The sequence below is a fragment of the Bacillus solimangrovi genome (assembly GCF_001742425.1).
GTDB lineage: Bacteria > Bacillota > Bacilli > Bacillales > Bacillaceae_N > Bacillus_AV > Bacillus_AV solimangrovi.
On the sequence record NZ_MJEH01000044.1, the window covers coordinates 44,584 to 68,555 of the forward strand.

19 protein-coding genes and 1 other annotated feature are annotated in these 23,972 nt (G+C 35.2%); of the genes, 13 read left to right on the plus strand and 6 right to left on the minus strand.

The annotated features are described in order from the left end of the window. Positions 1–148: 148 nt before the first annotated feature. Complete coding sequence (locus BFG57_RS13845) at positions 149–2,965, minus strand: transglycosylase domain-containing protein (protein ID WP_069718087.1); 2,817 nt, start codon at positions 2,963–2,965, stop codon at positions 149–151. Between the two features lie 138 nt (positions 2,966–3,103). Then, positions 3,104–3,321: a binding site (T-box leader), on the plus strand. 89 nt (positions 3,322–3,410) lie between these two features. On the opposite strand from BFG57_RS13845, the gene tyrS reads away from it, so the two are divergent. Beyond that, positions 3,411–4,670 carry a tyrosine--tRNA ligase gene (tyrS, locus tag BFG57_RS13850; protein ID WP_069718200.1) on the plus strand — a complete coding sequence of 420 codons (1,260 nt, stop codon included), beginning with the start codon at positions 3,411–3,413 and terminating at the stop codon, positions 4,668–4,670. A gap of 137 nt (positions 4,671–4,807) precedes the next feature. Here tyrS and rpsD read toward each other — a convergent pair whose 3' ends face one another. After that, positions 4,808–5,410 carry a 30S ribosomal protein S4 gene (gene rpsD / locus BFG57_RS13855; protein ID WP_069718088.1) on the minus strand — a complete coding sequence of 201 codons (603 nt, stop codon included), beginning with the start codon at positions 5,408–5,410 and terminating at the stop codon, positions 4,808–4,810. 472 nt (positions 5,411–5,882) lie between these two features. Here rpsD and BFG57_RS13860 point away from each other — a divergent pair, with 472 nt between their 5' ends. Continuing rightward, the gene (locus BFG57_RS13860; protein WP_139125151.1) at positions 5,883–6,392 is read left to right on the plus strand and encodes a hypothetical protein; all 510 of its coding nucleotides are present in this window, start codon (positions 5,883–5,885) and stop codon (positions 6,390–6,392) included. A gap of 121 nt (positions 6,393–6,513) precedes the next feature. After that, positions 6,514–8,466 (plus strand): sensor domain-containing diguanylate cyclase, encoded by a 1,953-nt coding sequence (locus tag BFG57_RS13865; protein WP_245676768.1) that lies wholly within the window; start codon positions 6,514–6,516, stop codon positions 8,464–8,466. A gap of 142 nt (positions 8,467–8,608) precedes the next feature. On the opposite strand, the gene BFG57_RS13870 is transcribed toward BFG57_RS13865, so the two are convergent. Continuing rightward, positions 8,609–9,082, minus strand: coding sequence for a GAF domain-containing protein (locus BFG57_RS13870; RefSeq protein ID WP_069718090.1), 474 nt, complete (start codon positions 9,080–9,082; stop codon positions 8,609–8,611). A 148-nt stretch (positions 9,083–9,230) separates the two neighbouring features. Between BFG57_RS13870 and refZ the strand changes: the two genes are divergently transcribed. Beyond that, positions 9,231–9,851: a forespore capture DNA-binding protein RefZ gene (gene refZ / locus BFG57_RS13875; RefSeq protein ID WP_245676769.1), complete on the plus strand. Its 621-nt coding sequence runs from the start codon at positions 9,231–9,233 to the stop codon at positions 9,849–9,851. A 13-nt stretch (positions 9,852–9,864) separates the two neighbouring features. Here the strand turns inward: refZ and hisJ are convergent, their stop codons facing one another. Next, positions 9,865–10,671 carry a histidinol-phosphatase HisJ gene (hisJ, locus tag BFG57_RS13880; protein ID WP_069718092.1) on the minus strand — a complete coding sequence of 269 codons (807 nt, stop codon included), beginning with the start codon at positions 10,669–10,671 and terminating at the stop codon, positions 9,865–9,867. A 280-nt stretch (positions 10,672–10,951) separates the two neighbouring features. Between hisJ and ezrA the strand changes: the two genes are divergently transcribed. Both ezrA and BFG57_RS13890 read left to right on the plus strand, forming a co-directional pair. Further along, on the plus strand, positions 10,952–12,670 hold the full coding sequence (gene ezrA / locus BFG57_RS13885) for a septation ring formation regulator EzrA (RefSeq protein ID WP_069718093.1): 1,719 nt from the start codon (positions 10,952–10,954) through the stop codon (positions 12,668–12,670). Next, positions 12,670–12,993 (plus strand): hypothetical protein, encoded by a 324-nt coding sequence (locus tag BFG57_RS13890; protein WP_069718094.1) that lies wholly within the window; start codon positions 12,670–12,672, stop codon positions 12,991–12,993. The genes ezrA and BFG57_RS13890 overlap by 1 nt, the downstream gene beginning before the upstream one ends. Positions 12,994–13,111: 118 nt before the next feature. Here BFG57_RS13890 and brnQ read toward each other — a convergent pair whose 3' ends face one another. Next, positions 13,112–14,476 (minus strand): branched-chain amino acid transport system II carrier protein, encoded by a 1,365-nt coding sequence (gene brnQ / locus BFG57_RS13895; protein WP_069718095.1) that lies wholly within the window; start codon positions 14,474–14,476, stop codon positions 13,112–13,114. A gap of 591 nt (positions 14,477–15,067) precedes the next feature. On the opposite strand from brnQ, the gene BFG57_RS13900 reads away from it, so the two are divergent. The 5 genes from BFG57_RS13900 to BFG57_RS13920 all read left to right on the plus strand — a co-directional run bounded on the left by BFG57_RS13900 (position 15,068) and on the right by BFG57_RS13920 (position 21,384). Next, on the plus strand, positions 15,068–16,204 hold the full coding sequence (locus tag BFG57_RS13900; RefSeq protein WP_069718096.1) for a cysteine desulfurase family protein: 1,137 nt from the start codon (positions 15,068–15,070) through the stop codon (positions 16,202–16,204). A gap of 5 nt (positions 16,205–16,209) precedes the next feature. Then, positions 16,210–17,418, plus strand: a complete 1,209-nt coding sequence (gene thiI / locus BFG57_RS13905; RefSeq protein ID WP_069718097.1) for a tRNA uracil 4-sulfurtransferase ThiI — start codon at positions 16,210–16,212, stop codon at positions 17,416–17,418. A gap of 96 nt (positions 17,419–17,514) precedes the next feature. Beyond that, a complete protein-coding gene (locus BFG57_RS13910) occupies positions 17,515–17,718 on the plus strand; it encodes an alpha/beta-type small acid-soluble spore protein (protein ID WP_069718098.1) in 204 nt (67 codons plus the stop codon). Positions 17,719–17,961: 243 nt separating this feature from the next. Next, positions 17,962–19,542: an acyl-CoA synthetase MbcS gene (gene mbcS, locus BFG57_RS13915; RefSeq protein ID WP_069718099.1), complete on the plus strand. Its 1,581-nt coding sequence runs from the start codon at positions 17,962–17,964 to the stop codon at positions 19,540–19,542. A 225-nt stretch (positions 19,543–19,767) separates the two neighbouring features. Then, entirely contained in the window at positions 19,768–21,384 is a 1,617-nt protein-coding gene (locus BFG57_RS13920) for an amidohydrolase (protein WP_069718100.1), read from the plus strand. A gap of 73 nt (positions 21,385–21,457) precedes the next feature. Here the strand turns inward: BFG57_RS13920 and BFG57_RS13925 are convergent, their stop codons facing one another. Continuing rightward, the gene (locus BFG57_RS13925) at positions 21,458–22,255 is read right to left on the minus strand and encodes an NAD kinase (protein WP_069718101.1); all 798 of its coding nucleotides are present in this window, start codon (positions 22,253–22,255) and stop codon (positions 21,458–21,460) included. A gap of 183 nt (positions 22,256–22,438) precedes the next feature. On the opposite strand from BFG57_RS13925, the gene sppA reads away from it, so the two are divergent. Then, entirely contained in the window at positions 22,439–23,446 is a 1,008-nt protein-coding gene (gene sppA, locus BFG57_RS13930) for a signal peptide peptidase SppA (protein WP_069718102.1), read from the plus strand. Between the two features lie 13 nt (positions 23,447–23,459). Beyond that, positions 23,460–23,948, plus strand: a complete 489-nt coding sequence (locus BFG57_RS13935) for an RDD family protein (RefSeq protein WP_245676770.1) — start codon at positions 23,460–23,462, stop codon at positions 23,946–23,948. Positions 23,949–23,972 lie beyond the last annotated feature (24 nt).

The window sequence follows — 23,972 nt, forward strand, 5'->3', positions numbered from 1 at the left end:
TTTTCGTTTAGAGAAGTGCCGTTTGTTTATATTCTGTAAATGTAATGAACATTAGCATGATAGTAAGTTTAATTTTAGATTTATTATGAGTAATAAATTTAAGCTCTAACCTTAATTAAAGGCTAGAGCTTTTTTTATACTAAATTTATTAATCTATTTCTTCTGTTTCTGTTGGAGGAGCAATAATGTCAAGATCATCATCAATAATAATTGGTGTGTTTGTTTCTGTCGGTAGTGTAATTGAATCAGAATCACTATTAGCTGTACCGATTGAAACAGTATTTGAAGGCAAAGATTCATTGTTTGTTATATCTACAGCTGTAACATAATAGTTGCCACTATTTTGTGTAGTTAGATAACCTATGTCATTTGTCTGTCCAATTAACTTATACTCACTTAGTGAATTATCCGCTCTATAAATACGATATCCTAGAATATCTTTATTTTCCAGTTTACTCCAACTCAATTGGTTGTCGTTAACATTTAGTCCTGTTACGACAGATGGCACATTACCGTCATCCGTTAATATTTCTTTTTCTGGAATAATTAGTTTACTCCAATCTGAACTGTTTGGTATTAGGCTATTAATTGAACTTAATTTCGTGAATCCTTCTTCCTCAATGTAGCTCTCTTTTAACATAATACCTTCATTTACAAATTCGCTAGGTGCATTCTCTGGGACTCTGTAATGTTTATCGTTTATCGTTACATACTTTCCTATTTCAAGAGTATCGTCTACTTGAGAACGTCCAAATTGCGTATTAAAAATATCTGATCTTACTAGACCAGCTTGCTCACATAAATCACTAGGAAGCATACCTGAAATAGCACAATAAGATCGACTTACGATCCCCTCAGGACGTTCAAACGAATGACTAGGTGCAACGAGTTCAGGATCTATATCATAAGTGGCATTCATTAATTCTGCCCATAACTTTAGGTTACGTTGTGAATATGAAAAACCTTTATAATATCTGTCAAGCGGTTTCGGTGTATCATACCCCATCCATAATCCAAATGTAACGTTAGGATTAGTTGCAACAAACCATGCATCTTTATAATCCTGAGATGTTCCTGTCTTTCCTGCCCAGTCTGCATTGAATTTCATACGTGCAGGAAGCCCTGCGGCCGTTCCACTTGAAATAACATCACGTAACATATCGATCGTTAAGTACGTAGTTTGTGGTGAAAAAACGTCTGTTTTAGTTACTTCATGTTCGTAAACAACTTCACCATCACCTGTTTCAATTTTATCAATCATATAAGCATCAACGAATTTCCCATTGTTGGCAAATGTAGCATAGGCATTGGTATTTTCTTCAATTGTAACACCTTGTTCTAATCCCCCAAGTGCGAGAGATAGATGGTAAGGATCATTCTTTGTTAACGATGTAAATCCCATTTGCTTTAAAAAGTCAGTAGGGTTTTGGTTGATAAGATCTGCGTAAATACGGGCAACTGGAATATTGTATGAGCGTGCAAGTGCATTTCTTGCAGATGTGAAACCATGAACAGCACCACCATAATTTTCAGGCTTCCACGTACCACTTCCTGTTGGAATAGCTACAGGTATATCAGGAAGGATAGAACCTGGCTGAATCATTCCTAATTCCATTGCTGGTGCATAGACAAGTAGTGGTTTCATCGTAGAACCATTTGAACGTTTAGCTAGTGTTGCGTGATTTAATTGTTCTATTTCATGATCTCGACCACCGATAAAACTGACAATTTTCCCAGTTTGGTTTTCGATCAACATGCCTCCAACCTCGACTGGTTCTAGAATTCGTTCCTTCTCACCAGTTTCTGGGTCAATCCCCATCTCAGGTTTATCATATCCGTAGAAGGCATAATTGTTTTTTATCTCTTGCATTTTATCGTAGATTTCTTTGTCTATTGTAGAATAAATACGATAACCATCTTGGCGAAGGCTCTTGTCAGATTTCAAATAATATTCTTGATAAAGAACGTCACTTTTCTCTAAATCTTTTTCTGTATAACCATCTTGTGCTGCTAAATGAAGTGTTAACAACTTTTGGGCACGTCTTTCAATTTCATAGGTTAACCAAGGGTATTCTTGTATAGGATTTGATTTAGGCTCTACTAAGTTTGCTAGAATATCATAGTTGAGGGCTTCTTCATATTGAGCTTTAGTAATATCACCGACAGATAACATTCGATCTAAGACCTTTTGCATGCGGTTTAAGCTAGGTTCAATGCTGTCCTTAACTTCACCCCTGTTTGTGAAAGGTGTGTAGCCAGAAGGGCTTTGTGGTAAGCCAGCAAGGTATGCGGCTTGTGCAAGGTTCAAATCTTTAGCATCAACACCAAAGACTCCTTGAGATGCTGTTTGTATACCTGCTATGTTTCGACCTGATGAATTTCTTCCAAAGGGTACGACATTTAAATATGCTTCTAAGATCTCTTCTTTTTCAAAAAAGCGTTCTAATCGAAGAGCGAGCAAGATTTCTTTTGCTTTTCGTTCAAATGATACTTCATTTGTAAGAATTTGATTTTTGATCAATTGTTGAGTGAGGGTGCTGCCACCTGTTTGTACTGCTGCATTAGTGAATTCTTGGTACAAGGCACGGAGGATTGCTTTAGGAACAACACCATTATGCTCATTAAAATACTCGTCTTCAGTAGCAATAATGGCTTGCTTTAGATAATCTGACACATCTGAAATAGCTACTTCTTCTCTCTCTAAGTCTGAGCGAAGCTTCCCTAAATAAACATTATTGGCAAAATAAAGTTCAGTTGTTTCTTCATAGTTGTAGATGTCCTTTTTCATGTCATCTTCACTGCGAATTGGTTCATCTTTAACTAGTGATGCGAAATAGCCTGCACCAACTCCGCCGGCAAAACTTGCGGTGGTTAATATGAGAACAGCAAAAATGAGGGTGAGATTCCAAAAGACTTTATATGTAATACGTGCAGTTTTTTGCACTTTGTTCTTTTTAAATTCCATAGTAAACATTCCCCCTAATTTTCCGCCATTATTATAGCATAATACGGAATTATATAACATATTGAAAAGGGAGATATTTGAAAGAAAAGTTGACGAATATACTTCATTTATGATAAATAATGTACATGAATAAAAAAATATTAGGCGTTGAGAGGAAAGAGTAGTATTTGTCTCCCTGTAACTAAGAGACCTAGTGGTTGGTGTAAACTAGGACAAAGGCAATATACGAATTACGACCTTGAGCTTCTTTTGAGAAAGTTGAGTAACGAAAGACGGCTTCAGACCGTTATCTGATTGAAGTGGAAGACTAAGGTTCTTCAAAAAGGGTGGTACCGCGGGCATGTCCCGTCCCTTCTTGAAGGACCTTTTTGTATGTATGCATATAAAGTTCGTACGTTCAAAAGAATTAGTAAGTGATAACAACTATATAAAGGAGTGGGAACTTATGGATTTGTTAAAAGATTTAGAATTCAGAGGATTAATCAATCAAGCGACAGATATGGAAGGTTTACGAAAGCAATTGAATGAAGAGATGACTACGTTATACTGCGGTTTTGATCCAACTGCAGATAGTTTACACATTGGTCATTTATTACCAATCTTAATGTTACGTCGTTTTCAAGAAGCGGGACATCAACCAATTGCACTTGTTGGTGGGGCGACAGGTTTGATTGGTGACCCCAGTGGTAAAAAAGCAGAACGTACGTTAAATACACAAGATATTGTTGAACAATGGAGCGATAAAATTAAAGGGCAGCTTTCACGTTTTTTAGATTTTGAAGCCGGAGAGAATGTTGCACTTGTAGCAAATAATTATGATTGGATCGGGGAAATGAGTGTTGTAGAGTTTCTTCGAGATATCGGTAAGAATTTTGGATTGAATTATATGTTAGCTAAGGATACAGTTAAGTCTCGTATCGAAACTGGCATTTCATTCACAGAATTTAGTTATATGATCTTACAATCATTAGATTTTCTTAAGCTTAATGAAAAGACAAATTGCACACTTCAAATTGGCGGAAGTGACCAATGGGGAAACATTACAGCTGGTTTAGAGTTAATTCGTAAATCAAAAGGTGAAGAAGCGAAGGTGTTTGGCTTAACAGTTCCATTAGTTACGAAGAGTGACGGTTCAAAATTTGGAAAAACTGAAGGTGGAGCTATTTGGTTAGATCCAGATAAGACGACTCCTTATGAGTTTTACCAATTTTGGATTAATGTAGATGATCGTGATGTAGTGAAATTTATAAAGTATTTCACATTCTTGTCACATGAAGAAATAGAACGATTATCTGAAGCTGTTGAAGCAGCACCAGAGCAACGAGAAGCTCAAAAAATGTTAGCGCAGGAAATGGTGACACTTATTCATGGTCAAGAGGCATATGAGCAAGCTGTGCGCATTTCAGAAGCATTATTCAGTGGTAATATTAAAGACTTATCAGCTGAAGAAATCGAACAAGGTTTCAAGGGTGTTCCATCATATAAATGTGAAGATAAAGAAATGGGGTTATTAGATTTACTTGTTACTGCAAAAATCTCTCCTTCTAAACGTCAGGGCAGAGAAGATATTAATAATGGAGCAATTTATATTAACGGTGAGCGTTGTCAAGAAATTGATTACAAATTATCAGTACAAGATAGAATTGAAGATAAGTTTACTGTAATTCGACGTGGCAAGAAAAAATATTTCTTAATTAAATTTTAATTGTAAAAAATCCTCCTATTTTAGGAGGATTTTTTTATAGAAAATGTATCTATCTTTTAGATTTAACGCCTCATGTGTCCATAAGCACATAAAAAAGAGCTTGATACGATGACCAAGCTCTTTCAATATGAGGCTTATTAACGAGAGTAGAACTCAACGATAAGTGCTTCATTAATTTCAGCAGGAAGTTCAGAACGCTCAGGAAGACGAGTGTAAGTACCTTCCAATTTGTCAGCGTCAAAAGTAACATATTCAGGAACGAACGTGTTAACTTCGATTGCTTCTTTAATAATATCAAGATTTCTAGATTTTTCACGTACGCCGATCAATTGACCAGGTTTTACACGGTATGATGGGATATCAACGCGACTACCATCAACTGTAATGTGACCATGGTTTACTAATTGACGAGCTTGACGACGAGTGCGTGCAAGACCCATACGGTAAACAAGGTTATCTAAGCGAGACTCAAGAAGAATCATGAAGTTCTCACCGTGGATACCTTTCATTTTACCAGCTTGATCAAAGATATTACGGAATTGGCGTTCGTTTAATCCGTACATGAAGCGTAGTTTTTGTTTCTCTTGAAGTTGACCACCATACTCAGAGATCTTACGGCGTTGGTTTGGACCGTGTTGACCTGGAGCATAAGGGCGTTTTTCTAATTCTTTACCTGTACCACTAAGTGAAATTCCTAAACGACGAGACTTTTTCCAAGTTGGACCTGTATAACGTGACATACGGGGTTCCTCCTTATATATATTAGAATCGTATAAAATAACAACAGTGTGACATTCATTCCTACGTTCATTTTGTTTCCTGTACCATCGCTCCAGCAGCAAAGAGTTACACGATACACCTCATTGTTAGAGGAACAAACTGAAAACATAAGAGAATACACCGAAGCTGCCTTATTTTACACACAAATAACATTGTAACTATAACTCCATTAAAAGTCAAGGTAGTCTTCTAAGAGATACACGTTACAATATATTTAGTATACTTAATTTTAAATAGAAATAAAAATGTTGTTAGGGTAGGTTGAAGATTTTTTTGTAGAGGTAATTCAATATTGGTCATTTTTATAGTTAGGATAGATATGTTAAAAAAAGGAGATTATTATTCTATATGAACAGAGGAGAAACAAGTAGACAGAAAAGAATAAGGTACATACTTATTTTAGCTTGTCTCACATTTGTTGGAGGAGCTTTTTTGTGGCAACAAAAAATGTTAGCGACTAAGGATGTGGTTGATTTTAATGCTGGTGTTTTAGAAGTTGGGAATGATGAACAGCCCCCTATAGTTGTAATAACAAAAATGACAGAAAATGAACCATCTTTATTATTATATAAACTAGATCCAGATGATCAGTTTAAATTTCATACAATTGAAGTGAACAAATTAATGAGTATTCCTGAGGAAGTGGAATTTTCAGATAAATACATTTATTTAAAAATGGAAGATGAATGGTATCATTATAATAGGAAAACAGAATTACAAAGAAGTAACATCCACCAGCAAGTCAGTACAAATTTTGTGGATTTTTCTGTTAAGGAAAAAGAAGGTTTTTATGAATTATATATCGAAAATAATATGTTACCTACTATACATAGAGTGAGTGAACGACCTATACTCATACAATTGCTTAACGAGAAACCGAAAGCGTGGCTTGTAGTTTTTGAAAATAGTGTTTCAGTTTTGAAGGAGCCAGACGATAAATAGGTATATAGACCTTTCAGTGAAAAACATTCGGAATTTATGATAAAAGGACTATATGCGTGTATTTTATTAAAGATTACAACTATGAAATGTTAATGATATATACTGCTTAGGATAATAAAGGATGTTTTATGCTTTAATAATTGGCAAATTAAGTGAGGTTGACGAAATGATGCAACCAGCAAGGCATTTTCCGTTAAAAATTGAACAGTTGAAGAGTGTACTTTTTGATCTAACCACAAATAGCTATTTCGCTACTAATCGTTCAGCATTACTAGAAGCATTTGTTAGTCAATTAAAACAGTTTCTTTGTGCAGATGGAGTGGGGTTTTATTCTTACAACAAATGTAAGGGTAGTTACTACTTACAGAATAGTTCATTTAATAATGAGGAAAAGGTTTCTCAAACCATCCCTATCGAAGCTTATGAGGCGTTTACAAGTGATGTGTCCAATCAAAGTGAAGTTGTGTATGCAGGAGAAGGGCTGCTACCAGAGTTGTCTAGTTATCAAACGGTCATTCTTCAATTTGACAATTCAGATATGGATGAGTACAAAGATTTACTCTTTTTCTTTTATGATAATGAACTAGATATAAAAAAATTTAATAACCTGTTGCTAGAAGTAAAAGAAGAATGTATGAAGCTATTTGAATATGTAAAGAGGAATCATGCTTTCCACAAAGATGAAGAACGTTATGAACAGTTATACCGTGTTACTGCAAAATTTCACTCATCGATGAATATCAAGGACGTACTTCGTGAGATTATTCATACGTTAGAAAAGGTATACCCATCATTTGAGAACTATTTACTAATGTCTCAAGACACAGAGGAACTTGGGGATCTTCCAGTTAAAGGATTACAGTATGATGGGTCAACTATTAGTCATTCAGCAACACAAGCATACCTAACAGGCCATGTACAATTTGAAGATCGCTTATTGGAAGATAGGTCTGTTTTATATGCCCCTCTTAAAGGTAAACAAGGTATTTATGGGGTTTTGCAAGTGATGGCACCGAACGCAATTATGTTTACAAAACAAGAAGTTGATTTTGTAGAATTATTAGCTAATACTGCAGGTAATGCGTTAGAAAATGCACAACTATATCAACAATCTAAACAGTTAATTGACGATTTACGTTTAATTAACAAGACTTCACATCGATTGAATTCAAACCTTCGCTTATTCGATACTGTTCAATTTATGAAGGAGCAAATTGTTAATTCATTCGGAGCTCAAGAGGTTGGTTTCTTTATGTTCCCAAATGGTGATGAAGCACAGTTGTTAGAGGGAAGTACGTCATTTTTTAAGACACCCGCAGCTAGAGTTATATTGCATTCTTTAGTTGAACGAATTCGAGAGAACAAAGACTCTCTATTTATTAGTGATTTAGAAAATGATGACCTTGTATCTTGTCGGCCTTATCGTTCTTTACTTGTAGTACCTATGGTGCAAAGCGGTGAATTAAAGGGTGGTATCATTGCGTTCCACAAACATCCTTACTTTTTTACATTTGAAAAATTTAAATTACTAGAGTCGTTAGTACATCACTCAACGTTAGCTTTTGTTAATTCTATGTTGCGTGAGAAGTTAGAAGAAATGGTAATAACTGATTATTTAACAAAGCTATATTCACGTAACTTTTTAGATGATTATATCCAAAAAGCTATGGATACTGACCACCAAGGAACGTTCCTTTTAATTGATATAGATAATTTTAAGTTAATTAATGATACATTCGGTCATCAAGTTGGTGATGAAATCATTATCCAAGTTGCAGAGCTAATTAGAAGTAATATTAGAAAAGATGACATCGCTTCTCGTTGGGGAGGAGAAGAATTGGCTGTTTACTTACCTCTTCTTAGTTTAGAAGAAGGTATAGATGTTGCGAAAAGGCTTGTAAAGAGTGTACCAGAAGATACCGAACCGAAAATAACGATATCTTGTGGGGTGGCTTACTGGAGTCGTAAAAGGAAAGATTCGGTAAAGAGCTTATTTAATCGTGCAGATGAGGCGTTATATGAAGCGAAGAGAACTGGTAAGAATAAAGTAATTATTCATAAAACTAATTTGTAGTTTTAATTGTGATAAAAAAGCTCAATCGATGATTGAGCTTTTTTACTTTGATTATCCAGCAGATTATTAATGGTGAGTTGTAGGAAATTCAATTTACGTGAGTATAAAGACTCGATTATTTTTATTATTTACGTACAAATCATTATTTTATAAGTTCATCAACGAATAATTGAAGGAACTTTTGATCAACCTCATCAAATCTATCCTTCTCTGGACTATCGATATCAAGCACACCGATGACACGGTTGTCTTTTATGATAGGGACAACAATTTCTGAATTTGTTGCAGCGTCACATGCAATATGACCGGCAAATTCATGAACATTAGCGATACGTTGAGTGCGTCGCTCACTTACTGCTGTTCCACATACTCCTTTTCCCACTGGAATGCGTATGCACGCAGGTAGGCCTTGGAATGGCCCTAATACGAGTTCACCGTCCTCCATTAGATAAAAGCCAACCCAGTTAATTCGGTCAAGAAACTGGTTTAGAAGCGCAGAGGCGTTGGAAAGGTTAGCGATAAAATTTGTTTCTCCTTCTATCAGCGCTTTTAATTGGTTGATGACTAATTCGTAATTCTTTTCCTTAGATTGATTATAAGTTTCGACGTTAAACATGTTTAATCCCTACTTTCATAATTGAAATCAACCGTATTTTATCAGAATCTGCGTTTCGACACTAGAAATGTCGATCAAAATTTGAAGGATATATTTATCATAGCACGAAAAAAGAGGAAAGATGGATTGTATAACGAGGAGAGATAAGATGGAAACAAAGGATAAAGTGTTGGAAGCGGCTGTCTCGTTATTTAATGCAAAAGGGTATCAAGGATCATCGATAAGGGAGATAGCAAAGCAAGCAGATGTAAACCCTGCGTTGATCTCGTATTATTTTGGAGGGAAGAAAGGTTTACTTGAGAATTTATTGTTGCAATTTTATGAGCCGTATTTGGCACTATTGAATAAGATTGTTGAAGAGCAGATAAGTGTATCACCACTTTATTGTTTAAAACAAATAGGTCAACATATTTTAAATTTTCAGCAACAACATATTCAATTGACGAGTTTCGTATATCGAGAAATGACTTTAGATTCAATGCTCGTACGAGAAATGATGTCAACCTACTTAAAGAAAGAGACTTATTACATTCAACAAGTTTTTACTAAGGGGATTGAACTGGGAGAATGTATGAACATCCCGACCGAGCATGCGGTGATTCAGTTCAAAGGAATGTTAATGATGCCATTTTTATATCCAAGATATCTATCTGAGGTTCTATATCTGCAACCCGTTGAAGGCTACTTTGTTGAGCGGTATAGTCGACAAATTGAACAGTGGATTGATTCCTTACAATTGTTAGAACCATTACAACTACAAGCTAAGTAGAGTGAAGTCTCACTCAATTGGCTTGTAGTTGTGTTTGGAGAAGTTGATATTGTTTACCAACGTCTGATGAAATATGAGCATCAGAGCCGTATATAAGTGGTATATTCAATTGCATTGCACGTTGAACAAGCTGTTTAGAAGGATAAGTTTGTTTGCACAACGGTTTCCTTAAGCCTGCAGCATTATAATCAAGTTGTAGTTCTGCATTTTTCGTTGCGTGTAAAATATTTTCTAGTAGTTCAGTAAAAGGATTGCTACAAGGGAATTTCTTCTGGAATTTTCTTATTAATGTGATGTGTCCAATACGTCTCGGTTTATAAGTCCCAAGGTTTGCTTCTATTGACCGTAGTACCGTGTTGTAATAGCATTCATATGTTTTTTCAATCGACCCGAATGATTGGATGATTTCTTCAAAGTGTGTGTCACTGAAGTCAAGACAATAATAAGTACTTTCATTTTTGAGAAAATGTACAGATAAAATTGCATCATCTAATAAAGGTCCATATTTATTCAAAAATGAAGTAGTTTCATATTCATACCCCTCTATGTAATCAATTTCTAAACCTCTGTTGATACGAATATGTTTTTTATACTTTTCCTTCATTTTTGATATCGCTTCAAAATATAGAGGTAAGTTTTCAAAAGGCATGCCACTATCTTTGTTCGGTGTTGGATCAACAAAACCGTTCGGTAGAGGGGCGTGTTCAGTAAATGTGATTTCTGTAAATCCATCACGTATCGCTTGTTCAATATATGCGTCTAATGAGTCGGTACTTCCATGTGGACAAAAAGGTGTGTGAATATGACCATCACGCTTCATAAATAGCTCCTCCTATTTCAATTGAATTATTCATTAACTTTTTTGAAAAATTTTGGTCATAAATATTGATTACATGGTATCATAAAATTATTGCTATATATATACATAATCTTTATATGAGAATAAAAGTTGAAATTTTAAATTTCATAGTATTATTAAGTATCTCTTATGTATATTAAAGGTTTTGAAAAAATGACGATATTTAATGAGATGTTTTATTTTCCCATGACGAAAAAAGGGGAATATTGATAGAGAACATTGATGAGAAGGGTGCTATTGTATGGAATATGTAATCGGGCTCATTATTCTCTCGCTTGGCTTAATTACATACACTTTAATCATGAGAAAACGGGTATATAATGAAGTTGCCCGGTTGGAATCGTGGAAAGTTGAAATTATGAACAGGCCTGTGACAGAAGAAATTTCAAGAGTAAAAGAGCTGAATTTAACCGGTCAAGCCGAAGAGAAGTTTGAAAGCTGGCGCAATACCTGGGATGATATTGTGACGCGAAAATTCCCAGATGTAGAAGAAAGGCTTTTTGATGCAGAAGAAGCTGCTGAGAAATTTCGGTTTACTAGAGCTAAGAAAATTAATCAAGAGACAAATGAGGATCTTCAAGAGATTGAGGAACAAATTAAGTTGCTGTTAAGTGAGCTTCAAGACTTACTTGGAAGTGAACAACAAAATCGAGTTGATGTTGAAGGGTTACGGCAAACTGTCAAACAAGTAAAAAAACGTCTTCTTACTGAACGCCATACGTTTGGGAAGGCTGAGTCGTACATAGAAGCCATGATAGAAAATGTTGAAAAACAATTTGCTATTGTTGATCAGCAGACAGTTGATGGGAATTACTTTGAGGCGAGAGAAACTGTTCTGAATATTAAAAATGAATTGATTGACATTGAAGAAAAGTCGGATCTTGTACCTGAGTTATTAGCAGATTGTCAGAACTATATCCCAGCTCAAATTCAAGAATTACGTTCAGGTATTGCTGAAATGCAAGGACAAGAGTATGTTTTATCTCATCTACCAATTGAAACAGAACTAGAGAAGATTGAAGAGGAATTGGCAGAACATCAGAAGTTTATAGAAAAAGCCGAAATAGACAAGGTGAAAGACGAAATATTTGATATTAAAGAAGTTATTGAAGAGATGTATGATGCATTAGAGAAAGAAGTTATTTCTAAGCAAATTATTGATAAAGAAGCGCCACATGTGGAACCGCTTCTTCACCAATTGAGAGAAGAAATTGCAATTACGAAAGAAGAGACTGAATTTGTGCAATTATCTTACCAGCTTACTGAGAAGGACTTAGAAACACAGCATCGATTAGAAACAGAATTGAATCATATGCTTCGAAAATACGAAGACACCATCCTTCGAATGAAAGAGAACAATGCTCCTGCAACACAAATTAGAAAAGAATTAGAGAAGATAACTGAAAAAGTAAAAGAAATAATGGAAACACATGCAACCTTTAGGGATACTCTTCAAACTTTGCGCAAAGATGAACTAGAAGCACGCAATCAAATTCAAGAGATGCGAGTTAAATTATTGGAAACAAATCGTTTAGTAAAGAAAAGTACTTTACCTGGAGTGCCAAAACAATTTTGGTCACAGATAACTGATGCGAGTGGTAGCATTCAATCTGTTGCTTATAAGTTAGAAGAAAAACCGTTAGATATGGCTACAATCCATCGTTTACTTAAAGAAGCGAATGATAATGTAAATGGTGTGTACAACGAGTTAAATCGTATGCTAGAAAATGCATTATTATCTGAAAAGCTTATCCAATATGGAAATCGATATCGTAACAGCTATCCATTTATCGCTGCAAAATTAATAGAAGCCGAACAATCGTTTAGAAGTTGCCAGTACGATCTTTCATTGGAACAAGCGGCTGAAGCACTAGAGGAAATCGATGAAAATGCTATAGAAAATGTTAATGAGTGGTTGAAAGTAGAGGAAATGCGATTTGTAAGTAAAGGAGAAGAGTGATGAAAAAAATTCTCCTTTACGTATTATCCTCTTTATCGTTATTAATATGGTCAGTTGTAGGGGTTATCATAATCACTGAACGTTCTGGAACGAATGAAGTAATGTTAGTGAAAGAAAGGGTTACTGCAATTGAAGAGCTAGAAATAAGTGAACGGAAGCTAACAATGTCTAATAAAGACACTCAAATTGGACAGATTGAAGACAACATTGAAACAGATTTTGAAATCGGAACAAAAGTGATTACAGAAAACCTAGTTTCTGCATATATTCATGATGGTGTTGTATCGATTGATAAGTTAATGGAAGTGTTAGAAATAGAATAATGAAATGAAAAAGTGTCAGCGAAAAAATCGCTGACACTTTTTTGTAATGTACTCAATATAATATAGACATTGTTTCTTCAGTAGGTGATTAAAACCTTCTCGCTAACTGTGTTTATTGTTATGAAGGTGAGTGAGAAGAAGGATTAACTTCTGTTTCTCGTTTTGAGCTACCTTGGAGTGTAGCGATGACGAAACCAATTATAGAACCGATAATTGCTGGAAATAACCAACCAACACCTTGGTTATAAAGAGGTAGGATACTCCCTAATACGTCATTTAAACGAGTTAATTGCATGCCAGCAATATTCATAGCGTCAATGATACTAATTAATCCTGAGCCAATGAGTCCTCCAGCATACACTTCACGATAACCATGAAACTTGTTGTGAAGGAAAGAAAGAATAATTAAAACGATCGCTAAAGGATAAATTGCAATTAATACAGGTAATGAAATGTTAATTAATTGTGTTAAGCCTACATTTGCAACGATCATGCTGAAAATGGAAAGAATTCCGACAATTAAAGGATAAGATAATTTTGGGAAAATCTTTGAGAAATACTCACCAGAAGCTGAAACAAGACCAACTGATGTTGTCAAACATGCAAACGTAATCGCAAGTCCGAGAATGATTGTTCCGGCTGAACCAAATAGGTGTGTAGCTGAACCAGATAATATCGCTCCTCCGTTGTCTGCAGCACCAATCACACTAATGCTTGTTGCTCCTAAATATGCTAGAGATAAATAAACCAATGCAAGACCGGCTGCTGCTATGAAACCAGCTTTGATCGTTGCAGATGCAAGAACTTTACGATCAGTTATACCTTGATCTTTGATTGCATTGATAACGACAATACCAAATACAAGCGCTCCAATTGTATCCATTGTTAAGTAACCTTCAAGAAATCCTTTGAAAAATGCACCAGAAGCATAGGTTTCGCTCGGTTCACCGATAGGACCCATAGGTGTTACTACAGTTTTAATTGCTAATCCACCTAGTATTAAAATAAGTAGAGGTGTAAGGATTTTACCAATACGGTCTACTAACTTAGATGGGTTAAGTGAAAGTAGGAATGTAATTCCAAAGAAAACAATTGTGTAAATAAACAATGGCATTCCAGTTGTGCTCATAGATTCTGGTAAAAATGGTGTCACACCAATTTCAAAGGCAACAGTCCCAGTACGTGGAATACCGAAAAATGGACCAATCGCTAAATACATTACAATAGAGAAAATAACAGCAAATTTAGGATTAACACGACTAGCAAGTGTGCCAAGGTCTCCTCCAGATAATGCAATTGCTGTTACACCAAGTAAAGGTAAGCCTACACCTGTAACTAGGAACCCTAACGTTGCTATCCAAATATTTGTTCCTGCTGCTTGACCTAGTGATGGAGGGAAAATCATGTTTCCAGCTCCTAAGAAGAGAGCAAATAACATAAGCCCGATCACAAATATCTGTTTTGTGGAAATAGTTTCTTTCATTGTTAAGTTCCTCCTGTGGTTTCAATGTTGTAATATTGTGATAACTCTAAATAAATACGGTAACATCCTAACATAAAAACCTAGAATAAAGTTATATTGCAAAAAAGTTTAAATATTAAATAAATTTTAAAGATTCATAAATAATTGCAAAAAACTTAATTAATCAATGTTGTTGACCCATTCGAAATTAAAGTTAATATAAATAAAAAACGTTAAAATTTTTTAAATATAATTTTATTTGTTTTAAGATGTTGTGAGAAAATATTGTATTTTTTCATAAAAATGTTTAATTGTTTAATTTCTTAATAATGGAATAAGAATAAGTTTGCATTAATTGTTGAAATTAATTATTATTCGTTATTATGATTAAGAAGGTTGATAATAAGTGTTTTTGTTTTTAAAAGGAACCATTTAATTAGGTAGGCATGTTTTGTATAGAAATATTGATGGTTCAATTAACCTTCAATGTATGATTAATGATAACCTCTACAATAGGGTTTTCATCATGAACGTTGTACATGTATGTAAATTTTTGTGACTGATAAAAGGATTGAAAGTTGCAAGTAATGCTATATATAGGGAGATATAAGTATGATTTACTTAGACAATAGTGCCACAACTAAACCATATAAAGAGGTACTACAAACTTATCAAACTGTTGCAGATAAATATTTTGCAAACCCATCGTCTGTTCATGGTTTGGGAGGTACCTCAGAGCAATTATTATTACAGTCACGCAACCGGTGTGCAGACCTACTACAAGTTAAGCCAAGTGAAGTTGTTTTTACTTCGGGAGGAACTGAAGGGAATAATATTGCTATAAAGGGTATAGCTCTTGAACATCAATCAAGAGGAAAGCATCTAATTACGACAGAAATCGAACACCCATCAGTTTATGAAAGCTTCCAACAACTTGAATCATTAGGATTTGATGTCACATATTTGCCAGTCAATGAAAAGGGGCTCGTTTCTATTCAGGAGCTTGAGTCGGCAATTCGTAATGATACAATTCTTGTGTCAATCATGCATGTGAACAATGAATTAGGTACGGTTCAACCGATATTTGAAATCGCTAAACTATTAAAATACTATCCAAAAGTGTTTTTCCATGTTGATCATGTACAAGGGTTATCGAAAGTTCCATTAAAGTTGCATAATGTTGACTTGTGTACGATTAGTGGACATAAGATTCATGGTGTGAAAGGTTCAGGTATATTATATGTAAGGGAAGGTGTACGTCTATCCTCTTTGTTTACAGGAGGAGAGCAGGAATTGAAAGTACGTGCTGGTACAGAGAATTTACCAGCTGTTGCAGCTATAACTAAGGCATTAAGACTTTCTTTTCAACAAGCTGAATCCTGTTTAAGTACGATTGGACAACTAAAGTTGCAATTGATGGAATCGTTAAATAAGATGGATGGTATTATTGTTAATACTCCAACAGAAGATAGTGCACCCCATATTGTCAATTTCTCAGCAGTCGGAATTAAACCTGAGGTGCTTATTCATTCGTTGGAAAAATTCGATATATATGTTTCTACAAAATCAGCATGTTCATCTAAGCTTGTTGATGCAAGTAAAGTGTTATTAGCAGCAGGCTTAGGAACAGAACGAGCAACAAGCGCGATCCGTGTATCTATGTCATTTGATACAACAAAAGAAGACATAATAGAGTTTCTTAATGCTCTTAATAGTGTCTTGCCAAAATTACAAAAAGTTATGAGGTAATTGTTATGAACTTTAATCATATTATTATTCGTTATGGAGAAATGGCGTTAAAAGGGAAGAATCGATCGAAATTTACAAATCGACTTCAAACAAATGTGAAATTTGCTTTAAAAGAATTTGAAGAAGTGAAAATTAGAAAAGCATTCGACAGGATGTTTGTGGAACTAAATGGTGTCAGCTATCGACCTGTTTTCGATCGTTTAAAACAAGTTTTTGGTATTCAATCTTTAAGTCTCGGGTTGAGAACGGAAAAGGTACTAGAAGATATACAAGCAGGTGCACTAGTAGCACTACTTGAAGCAAAGAAAGAAGAAGAAATTACATTTAAAGTTGAATCAAAGCGTTCTGATAAGACATTTCCAGTAGGATCCCAAAAATTAAATCATGAAGTTGGGGGACACTTACTACGTAATTGTGAAGGTCTTAAAGTAGACGTTCACAATCCTGATGTAACTGTGAAAGTGGAAGTGATTCAACAAGGGTGTTATATTACATGTTTAACTGAACAGGGTGCCGGAGGGCTTCCAGTTGGTACGAGTGGGAAAGCAATGCTTATGTTATCAGGTGGGATCGATAGTCCTGTAGCAGGATATTTGACGATGAAGCGTGGCGTTCGAATTGAGGCTGTACATTTTCATAGTCCTCCATATACGAGTGAACGTGCCAAACAAAAAGTTATCGACTTAGCTAAAAAATTAACACGCTATGGAGGAAGAGTGCGATTACATGTTGTGCCATTTACTGAACTACAACAAACGTTACATCGAGAAATTCCTGATAGCTACTCAATGACAGCTTTACGTCGTATGATGCTTAGAATTACAGAGGAGCTTGCTAAAAGAAATGATGCTCTAGCTATCGCAACAGGAGAAAGTGTTGGACAAGTAGCAAGTCAAACGTTAGATAGTATGCATACAATTAATGAGGTTACAAACTACCCTGTATTACGTCCGCTAATGTCGATGGATAAGTTAGATATCATTGACATTGCTCAAGAAATTGATACGTATGACATTTCTATACGTCCATATGAAGATTGTTGCACAATCTTTTTACCGTCTGCACCAAAAACAAAACCTAAACGAGAAGCGATAAATCGTTATGAGTCAAAATTGGATATTGACAGTTTAGTTCAAGAAGTAGTTGAAAGAACAGAATTTATTGATTTAACAGTTAAAGAAGCTGAAGAACATCAATTTGATGACTTACTGTAAGCGTTAGGAACGGATTGAAACAATTACCACGTTGTAAATGTGTATGGTTTCACCTCTTTAGTCACATTCTATGAACACAAAAGGAGGTGAAACAACATGGCACAAGGAAATTCAAATCAATTAGTAGTTCCTGGCGTACAGCAAGCAATTGACCAAATGAAATACGAAATCGCTCAAGAATTTGGTGTTCAACTTGGTCCAGACTCAACTTCTCGTGCTAACGGATCGGTTGGTGGAGAAATTACAAAACGTCTCGTTCAAATGGCTGAACAGCAAATGGGCGGATATGGACAACAATAAATATGACAACTATATATTGATGGATATGCCCTCTCAGTGAATCTGAGGGGGCTATTTACATGTGAATATTGTGAACATAACATTTAAAGGAATTATACTTGTATTAAAAAGAATATTTGAAAAATTTACATTCTTTTGTATAATTAAAATAGATATGCTCCACGAAGCGGCTTTGCACCTTAAAAATGAGCGGTTGTTCAATTGAGGATAAGCAGTAAATATATTTATTAGGGGGAGAAATAAATGGACAGGGAGAATTTGATTGCACCAGAAAAGTACAACTTAATTGAAGAAGTAGAACGTTTTGCAAATGATGAAAGTAAAAAAGCAATCGTATGGGAAAACGAGACTGGAGATAAAGCTGAAATTACATATGTTGAATTAATGAAAAAAGCAAATAAAATTGGAAACGCTTTATTAAGTAATGGGTTAAAAAAAGGGGATAAAGCGGTTATTGTACTACCGCGTTTAGTTGAAGCATATGCTGTATATCTTGGATGTATTAAGGCAGGTATAGTTGTAAGTCCAGGTTCAGAAATGTTACGTGCAAAAGATTTGCGCTATCGAATCAATCACGGTGAGATTAAGGGAGTAATTTGTTATAAGCCGTTTGTAGGTGAATTTAATGAACTAAGTGATATGGAATTAAATCACAAGTTCATTATCGGTGGAGATAGCGATGGATGGCACAATTTAGATTTGTTGATGGAAAATGAAAGTGATCATCTGGACAAGGCAGACACAAACCGCGATGATATGGCATTTTTATCATATACTTCAGGTACGACAGGGAATCCAAAAGGTGTTGTGCATACACATGGTTGGGCATTTGCACACTTGCGTACAGCCGCAAAAGGTTGGTTGAATATTGATGAAGGTGATAAGGTTTGGGCGACAGCTGCTCCTGGGTGGCAGAAGTGGATTTGGAGTCCGTTCGTATCTGTTTTAGGTTCAGGAGCAACTGGTTTTGTATACAATGGTAAATTTGATGCGAATAAATATTTACAACTTCTTCAGGATAATGAAGTGAATGTGTTATGTTGTACACCTACGGAATATCGTGTTATGGCGAAGGCTGATAATCTGTCCAGTTATAGACTTAAAAAACTTAAGAGTGCTGTTTCTGCAGGGGAGCCATTGAATAGAGAAGTGATTGATACGTTCCGTAAATATTTTAACGTAACAGTACGTGATGGGTATGGACAGACTGAGAATACATTACTAGTCGGTATTTTAGAGGGTATGGAAGTAAAATCAGGATCAATGGGTAAACCAACTCCAGGTAATCAAGTTGACATTATTGATGAAAGTGGGAATCCAGTGGGAGTGGGGGAAGTAGGTGACATTGCTGTTCACAAAAATACCCCTGCTTTGTTCAAGCATTATTATAAAGATCCAGAACGTACAGCAATGCAATATCGTGGCGATTATTACATCACTGGGGATAAAGCGAGTAAGGATGAAGATGGTTATTTCTGGTTTGAAGGTCGAGGCGATGATATTATTATTAGCTCTGGTTATACAATAGGACCGTTTGAAGTAGAAGATGCGCTCGTAAAACATCCTGATGTTAAAGAATGTGCAGTCGTAGGTAGCCCTGATGAGGTTAGGGGAACAGTCGTTAAAGCTTTTATCGTATTAAGGGATGGCATTGAACCAACTTCTGAAGGCTATGTCCAACAATTACAAGACCATGTAAAAGAATTAACAGCACCATATAAATATCCAAGAAAAATTGAATTTTTAGATGAGTTACCTAAAACAACATCTGGAAAAATTCGTAGAGTGGAGCTTCGTCAACGTGAACTAGCAAAACAAGCATAAAGTGAGAAAGTCCTTGAAGCAAATTTTGCTCAAGGGCTTTTTATAATTGAAATTTGATAACTTGTTTTGTGCGCTTCTCATGAAGTTGAGTTTATTATACAAGTGATGCATGATTAAATAAATAATAGACTTATTTTGAACAAAATATTAAGTTGTGATACGGTTGAGCTACTTAAATTAGAGTTTATATGCTGTTCTATATAAATAAAAACTAGGAGAGATAAAATGGGGACATTATGGCATAATGGAACAATTTATACAATGCGTAATGAAGGAGAAATAGTAGAAGCTATTTATGTAGATGGCGGAGTAATAAAAGCTATTGGTACTGTCTCTGAGTTAGAAAAAAGATTCGAAAATGATTATATACAAAAAGTTGATTTGAACAATCATGTGCTTTATCCAGGGTTTGTTGATAGTCACATGCATTTGATTGGGCATGGTGAGAAGCTATTAAGATTAGATTTATCAGAATATCGAACTTCACAGAAAATGAAAAAAGCGATAATGGAGAAGGTGTCCCATGCTAAAGAAGGAGAATGGATAATTGGAGAGGGATGGAATGAAAATTCTCTTCCAGACCGAAAAATTTTTCATCGTACAGAGTTGGATGAAATAGCACCAAATAACCCGATGATCTTAAAGAGAGTGTGTAGGCATGCTCTAATAGCTAATTCAAGGGCATTAGAGATTGCAGGTATAACGAGAGAAACAGCTGATCCAAATGGTGGAGCAATTGTTAGAGATGAGTTAGGTGAAGCAACAGGGTATCTGTTGGATCAAGCGCAAGAACTTGTTAAAAATGTGATACCACCGATAAGTATCCAGGAATTAAAACGTGCTTTAACCGTGTCAGTTAAGGATTTGCATAGGTTAGGATTAACTGGTGGACACACTGAGGACTTAAGCTATTATGGAGGATTTCGTAGAACTGCACAAAGCTTTATTGACGTTATAGATGGGGAAAATATTAAATTTAGAGCACATTTACTCGTGCACCATAGTGTAGTTGATGATTATCGAGCAGCTAATGATATTCGTAGTATGCAAAATGAATTCATTGAGTTTGGGGCAATGAAGATTTTCTCAGATGGAGCGTTGGGAGGTCGTACAGCTTTATTAAGTGAACCATATAGTGATGCACCTGAAACGTCTGGCCTTTCAATTCATTCCGTAGAAGCGTTGCATGAATTGTTCAAACAAGCTCGTCAGTATAAGATGAATGTTGCTGTTCATGCAATTGGTGATCTTGCTGCACAATATACGATTGAAGCAATGGAAAAGTTTCCTCCAGTAGCTGGTGGACGAGATCGTCTTATACACGGACAAATTATGAGAAAAGATCTAATTGATAGAGTGAAGTTACTTCCTGTCATATTTGATATTCAACCAACGTTCACCTCATCTGATTTTCCATGGGTTGTAGAAAGGTTAGGTAAAGAGAGAATGACTTACTCATACGCGTGGAAGACATTACTTAAGGAGGGCATTCACTGTGCTGGGGGTTCGGACGCTCCTATTGAAGAGGTTAACCCATTATTAGGTATTTTTGCAGCAGTCACTCGTGCTCATCCTGAAAGACCAGAGCTTACTTATGGTCAAGAACAATGTTTAACGATGTTTGAGGCGATTCAACTGTTTACAGCTGGAAGTGCTTATGCAATTGGTTTAGAAGAACAACGAGGCAAAATTGAAGTAGGCTTTGATGCTGATTTTACTGTGTTGAATAAAGATTTATTTCAGATTAAACATGAAGAAATTCTTGAAACAAAAGTTGAGCTAACAGTTGTTGATGGGACAATAATGTATCGTCGCGAAGAGTTATCTAACAAAGTTACCTAACTCAGCTATTGATGTTATGGAAACACCGTACTGTCTGTTTAGACGTACGGTGTTCGTAGTTATGAATCTCCCTCTATAAGAATGTACGCTGCACTTTATGCCAAAACGAATTATCCTTAAGTTTAATCGTTTTAATAATCGTATCATTTAATTCAATATCTATACGTTTAACGTTTTGAATACTTAGCGCTTCATTGTCTAAACCGATAACAGGATAATCATTGCCATCTTGAAGGATTTCTAATGTTAACTTGCGTTTTCCACTTAAAATAAATGAAGACCCAAGTGTTCGATAGCGATTATTATTTAATGAAGCAAGTTCGCTTACTTGAATACTTGGTAGCATCGGATCAACAACTGAACCATTTACTGATTTATTATATGCTGTACTTCCAGTAGGTGTAGATACAATTAATCCATCACCTCTAAAGGTTTCAAAGTGTAAATCATCGATATGAACCTCAAGTACAAACGTTTTAATAATGGAAGAGCGGACACTTAGTTCATTTAAACAATGGAATGAAGTTTCATTATCAATTGTAACGTTGATAGTAGGATATCGACGAATTTCGAATTGCTCATTCTTCATTGTTTCAATTAATTTATCTGTATCACTAATATCAAAATCACAATAAAAGTAATTTTTGTTATTGACAGAAATTCCTGCATATAAACAGTCTTGTCTGAATCCAGTCTTTCTTACTGCTTGTAAAAATGTATTATCACCACCAATGCTTGCGATAATATTTGCATCTGTTGATTTTTCAACAACTATAAAATCTTGTTCTGTCGCTAACTTTTTAAGTACATCTACTTTGCTATTATATTTATGTTTTTCATAATAAAAGAATATATTCTTACGATCTGGCATGAAAATCCTCCTTAAGTTGTAAGCTACAATAACATTAGAATTATTGACATTAGTGTATCAAAATTTGCGTAGAAAATCTGTAATCGCTTCAAAAACGTAAAGAATTGTTTTTTTATCTCTATATATGAAACAACTTTGTCCCTTATATCGTAGTAATATTGGAATTGAAAGGAGTTGTTAAAAGTGAGTAAAAAAAGGTGGTTGGCTTTAGGTGCAGCAATTATCTTGTTTTTAATGTCTACTGTTGCAGGAGTGTTTACTTCTCAAACAACAGATCAAATTAGGGGATTAGATAATAATTTATTTACATCAGAAGAAACGAATTTCTCAGAGAAGATTATTAAAAATGGAACTAATTTAGGTAAAATTGTCGTATTAGATGTAAATGGAGCGATAGTAGATTCAGGTGATGTTGAATCGATGTTCACCTCACCTCAGTATAACCATCGTCAATTTCTGAAAATGATTGAAAAAGCAGGTGAGGATGATTCGGTTAAAGGGGTTATCCTTCGGGTTAATTCACCAGGTGGAGGTGTTGCAGAAAGCGCAGAAATTCATCATAAGCTGACAACGTTTAAGGAGGAGCATAATAAGCCACTTTACGTATCAATGGGTTCAATTGCAGCATCTGGTGGATACTATATCGCGACTCCAGCTGATAAAATTTTTGCTAGTGCAGAAACGTTAACAGGTTCTTTAGGCGTAATTATGCAAGGGATGAACTATAGTGAATTAGCTGAAAAACTAGGTGTTGAAATTCAGACGGTTAAGAGTGGTCAATATAAAGATCTTTTATCACCATATCGTGAAATGAGTGAGCAAGAGAGAGAAATTTTACAATCAATGGTTAATAATTCGTATCAAGGTTTTGTTAATGTCATTGCAGAAGGAAGAGATCTGACCAAACAGGAAGTTAGAGAAATTGCTGATGGTCGAATTTATGATGGTAGACAAGCGTTAGAGCTTAACTTAATTGATCAGTACGGTTATTTTGATGACGTTGTTGATGCTATGAAAAATGACGAAGAGCTTGGTGATGTTAAAGTAGTACAATATACTGATGACTTTAGTTTTGGGTCTCTTTTTTCTGTTTCAGCTAATAAAATAATACGACAAAATACTGATCTTGAACTATTACAGTTGTTTACTCAACCGAATGCTCCTCGATTGATGTATTTGTATACTAAATAAAGGGGGATTTGAAATGGATATAACTATGGATGAAATGAATGAACAGCAAGCCCCTGTGACTGAAGATCTAAAGAACATGAGAAATATTTGGTATGCTGGTTTTTGGATTAGATTATTGGCGTATGGAATAGATTTAATTGTGATTAGTAGTATACATCGTTTAATAGTTTATCCGATTTTTAAGTTAGGTGGATGGTCTGTTGAGGAAGTTAGTGATTTTTCTGTTATTGCAATTGTAACAGCGATAGTTGGTTATACTTATCTTGTTTTGATGACAAAATGGTACCAACAAACGCTTGGAAAAATGATAGTTGGTTTAAAAGTTATTGATAAAGATGGTAATTCACCTTCATGGTTGACCGTTATTTTCCGAGAAGTCGTTGGTAAATTTATTTCAAAGACGGTCTGGTTTATTGGATTTATATGGATTGCTTTTTCAGGAAAAAAACAAGGCTGGCATGATAAGATCGCAGATACATTCGTAATTCATGAGAGAAAGTAAAAAGATGAAGTGGGTTGGAGAATT

Excerpts from the sequence above, each read along its gene's own strand:
- BFG57_RS13925 (WP_069718101.1), bottom strand. The coding sequence starts at position 22,255 with ATGCCAGATCGTAAGAATATATTCTTTTATTATGAAAAACATAAATAT.
- thiI (WP_069718097.1), top strand. The coding sequence starts at position 16,210 with ATGAACTTTAATCATATTATTATTCGTTATGGAGAAATGGCGTTAAAA.
- hisJ (WP_069718092.1), bottom strand. The coding sequence starts at position 10,671 with ATGAAGCGTGATGGTCATATTCACACACCTTTTTGTCCACATGGAAGT.
- BFG57_RS13845 (WP_069718087.1), bottom strand. The coding sequence starts at position 2,965 with ATGGAATTTAAAAAGAACAAAGTGCAAAAAACTGCACGTATTACATAT.
- BFG57_RS13890 (WP_069718094.1), top strand. The coding sequence starts at position 12,670 with ATGAAAAAAATTCTCCTTTACGTATTATCCTCTTTATCGTTATTAATA.
- tyrS (WP_069718200.1), top strand. The coding sequence starts at position 3,411 with ATGGATTTGTTAAAAGATTTAGAATTCAGAGGATTAATCAATCAAGCG.
- rpsD (WP_069718088.1), bottom strand. The coding sequence starts at position 5,410 with ATGTCACGTTATACAGGTCCAACTTGGAAAAAGTCTCGTCGTTTAGGA.
- BFG57_RS13870 (WP_069718090.1), bottom strand. The coding sequence starts at position 9,082 with ATGTTTAACGTCGAAACTTATAATCAATCTAAGGAAAAGAATTACGAA.
- brnQ (WP_069718095.1), bottom strand. The coding sequence starts at position 14,476 with ATGAAAGAAACTATTTCCACAAAACAGATATTTGTGATCGGGCTTATG.
- mbcS (WP_069718099.1), top strand. The coding sequence starts at position 17,962 with ATGGACAGGGAGAATTTGATTGCACCAGAAAAGTACAACTTAATTGAA.
- BFG57_RS13910 (WP_069718098.1), top strand. The coding sequence starts at position 17,515 with ATGGCACAAGGAAATTCAAATCAATTAGTAGTTCCTGGCGTACAGCAA.
- BFG57_RS13935 (WP_245676770.1), top strand. The coding sequence starts at position 23,460 with ATGGATATAACTATGGATGAAATGAATGAACAGCAAGCCCCTGTGACT.
- refZ (WP_245676769.1), top strand. The coding sequence starts at position 9,231 with ATGGAAACAAAGGATAAAGTGTTGGAAGCGGCTGTCTCGTTATTTAAT.
- BFG57_RS13900 (WP_069718096.1), top strand. The coding sequence starts at position 15,068 with ATGATTTACTTAGACAATAGTGCCACAACTAAACCATATAAAGAGGTA.
- BFG57_RS13865 (WP_245676768.1), top strand. The coding sequence starts at position 6,514 with ATGTTTTATGCTTTAATAATTGGCAAATTAAGTGAGGTTGACGAAATG.
- BFG57_RS13920 (WP_069718100.1), top strand. The coding sequence starts at position 19,768 with ATGGGGACATTATGGCATAATGGAACAATTTATACAATGCGTAATGAA.
- ezrA (WP_069718093.1), top strand. The coding sequence starts at position 10,952 with ATGGAATATGTAATCGGGCTCATTATTCTCTCGCTTGGCTTAATTACA.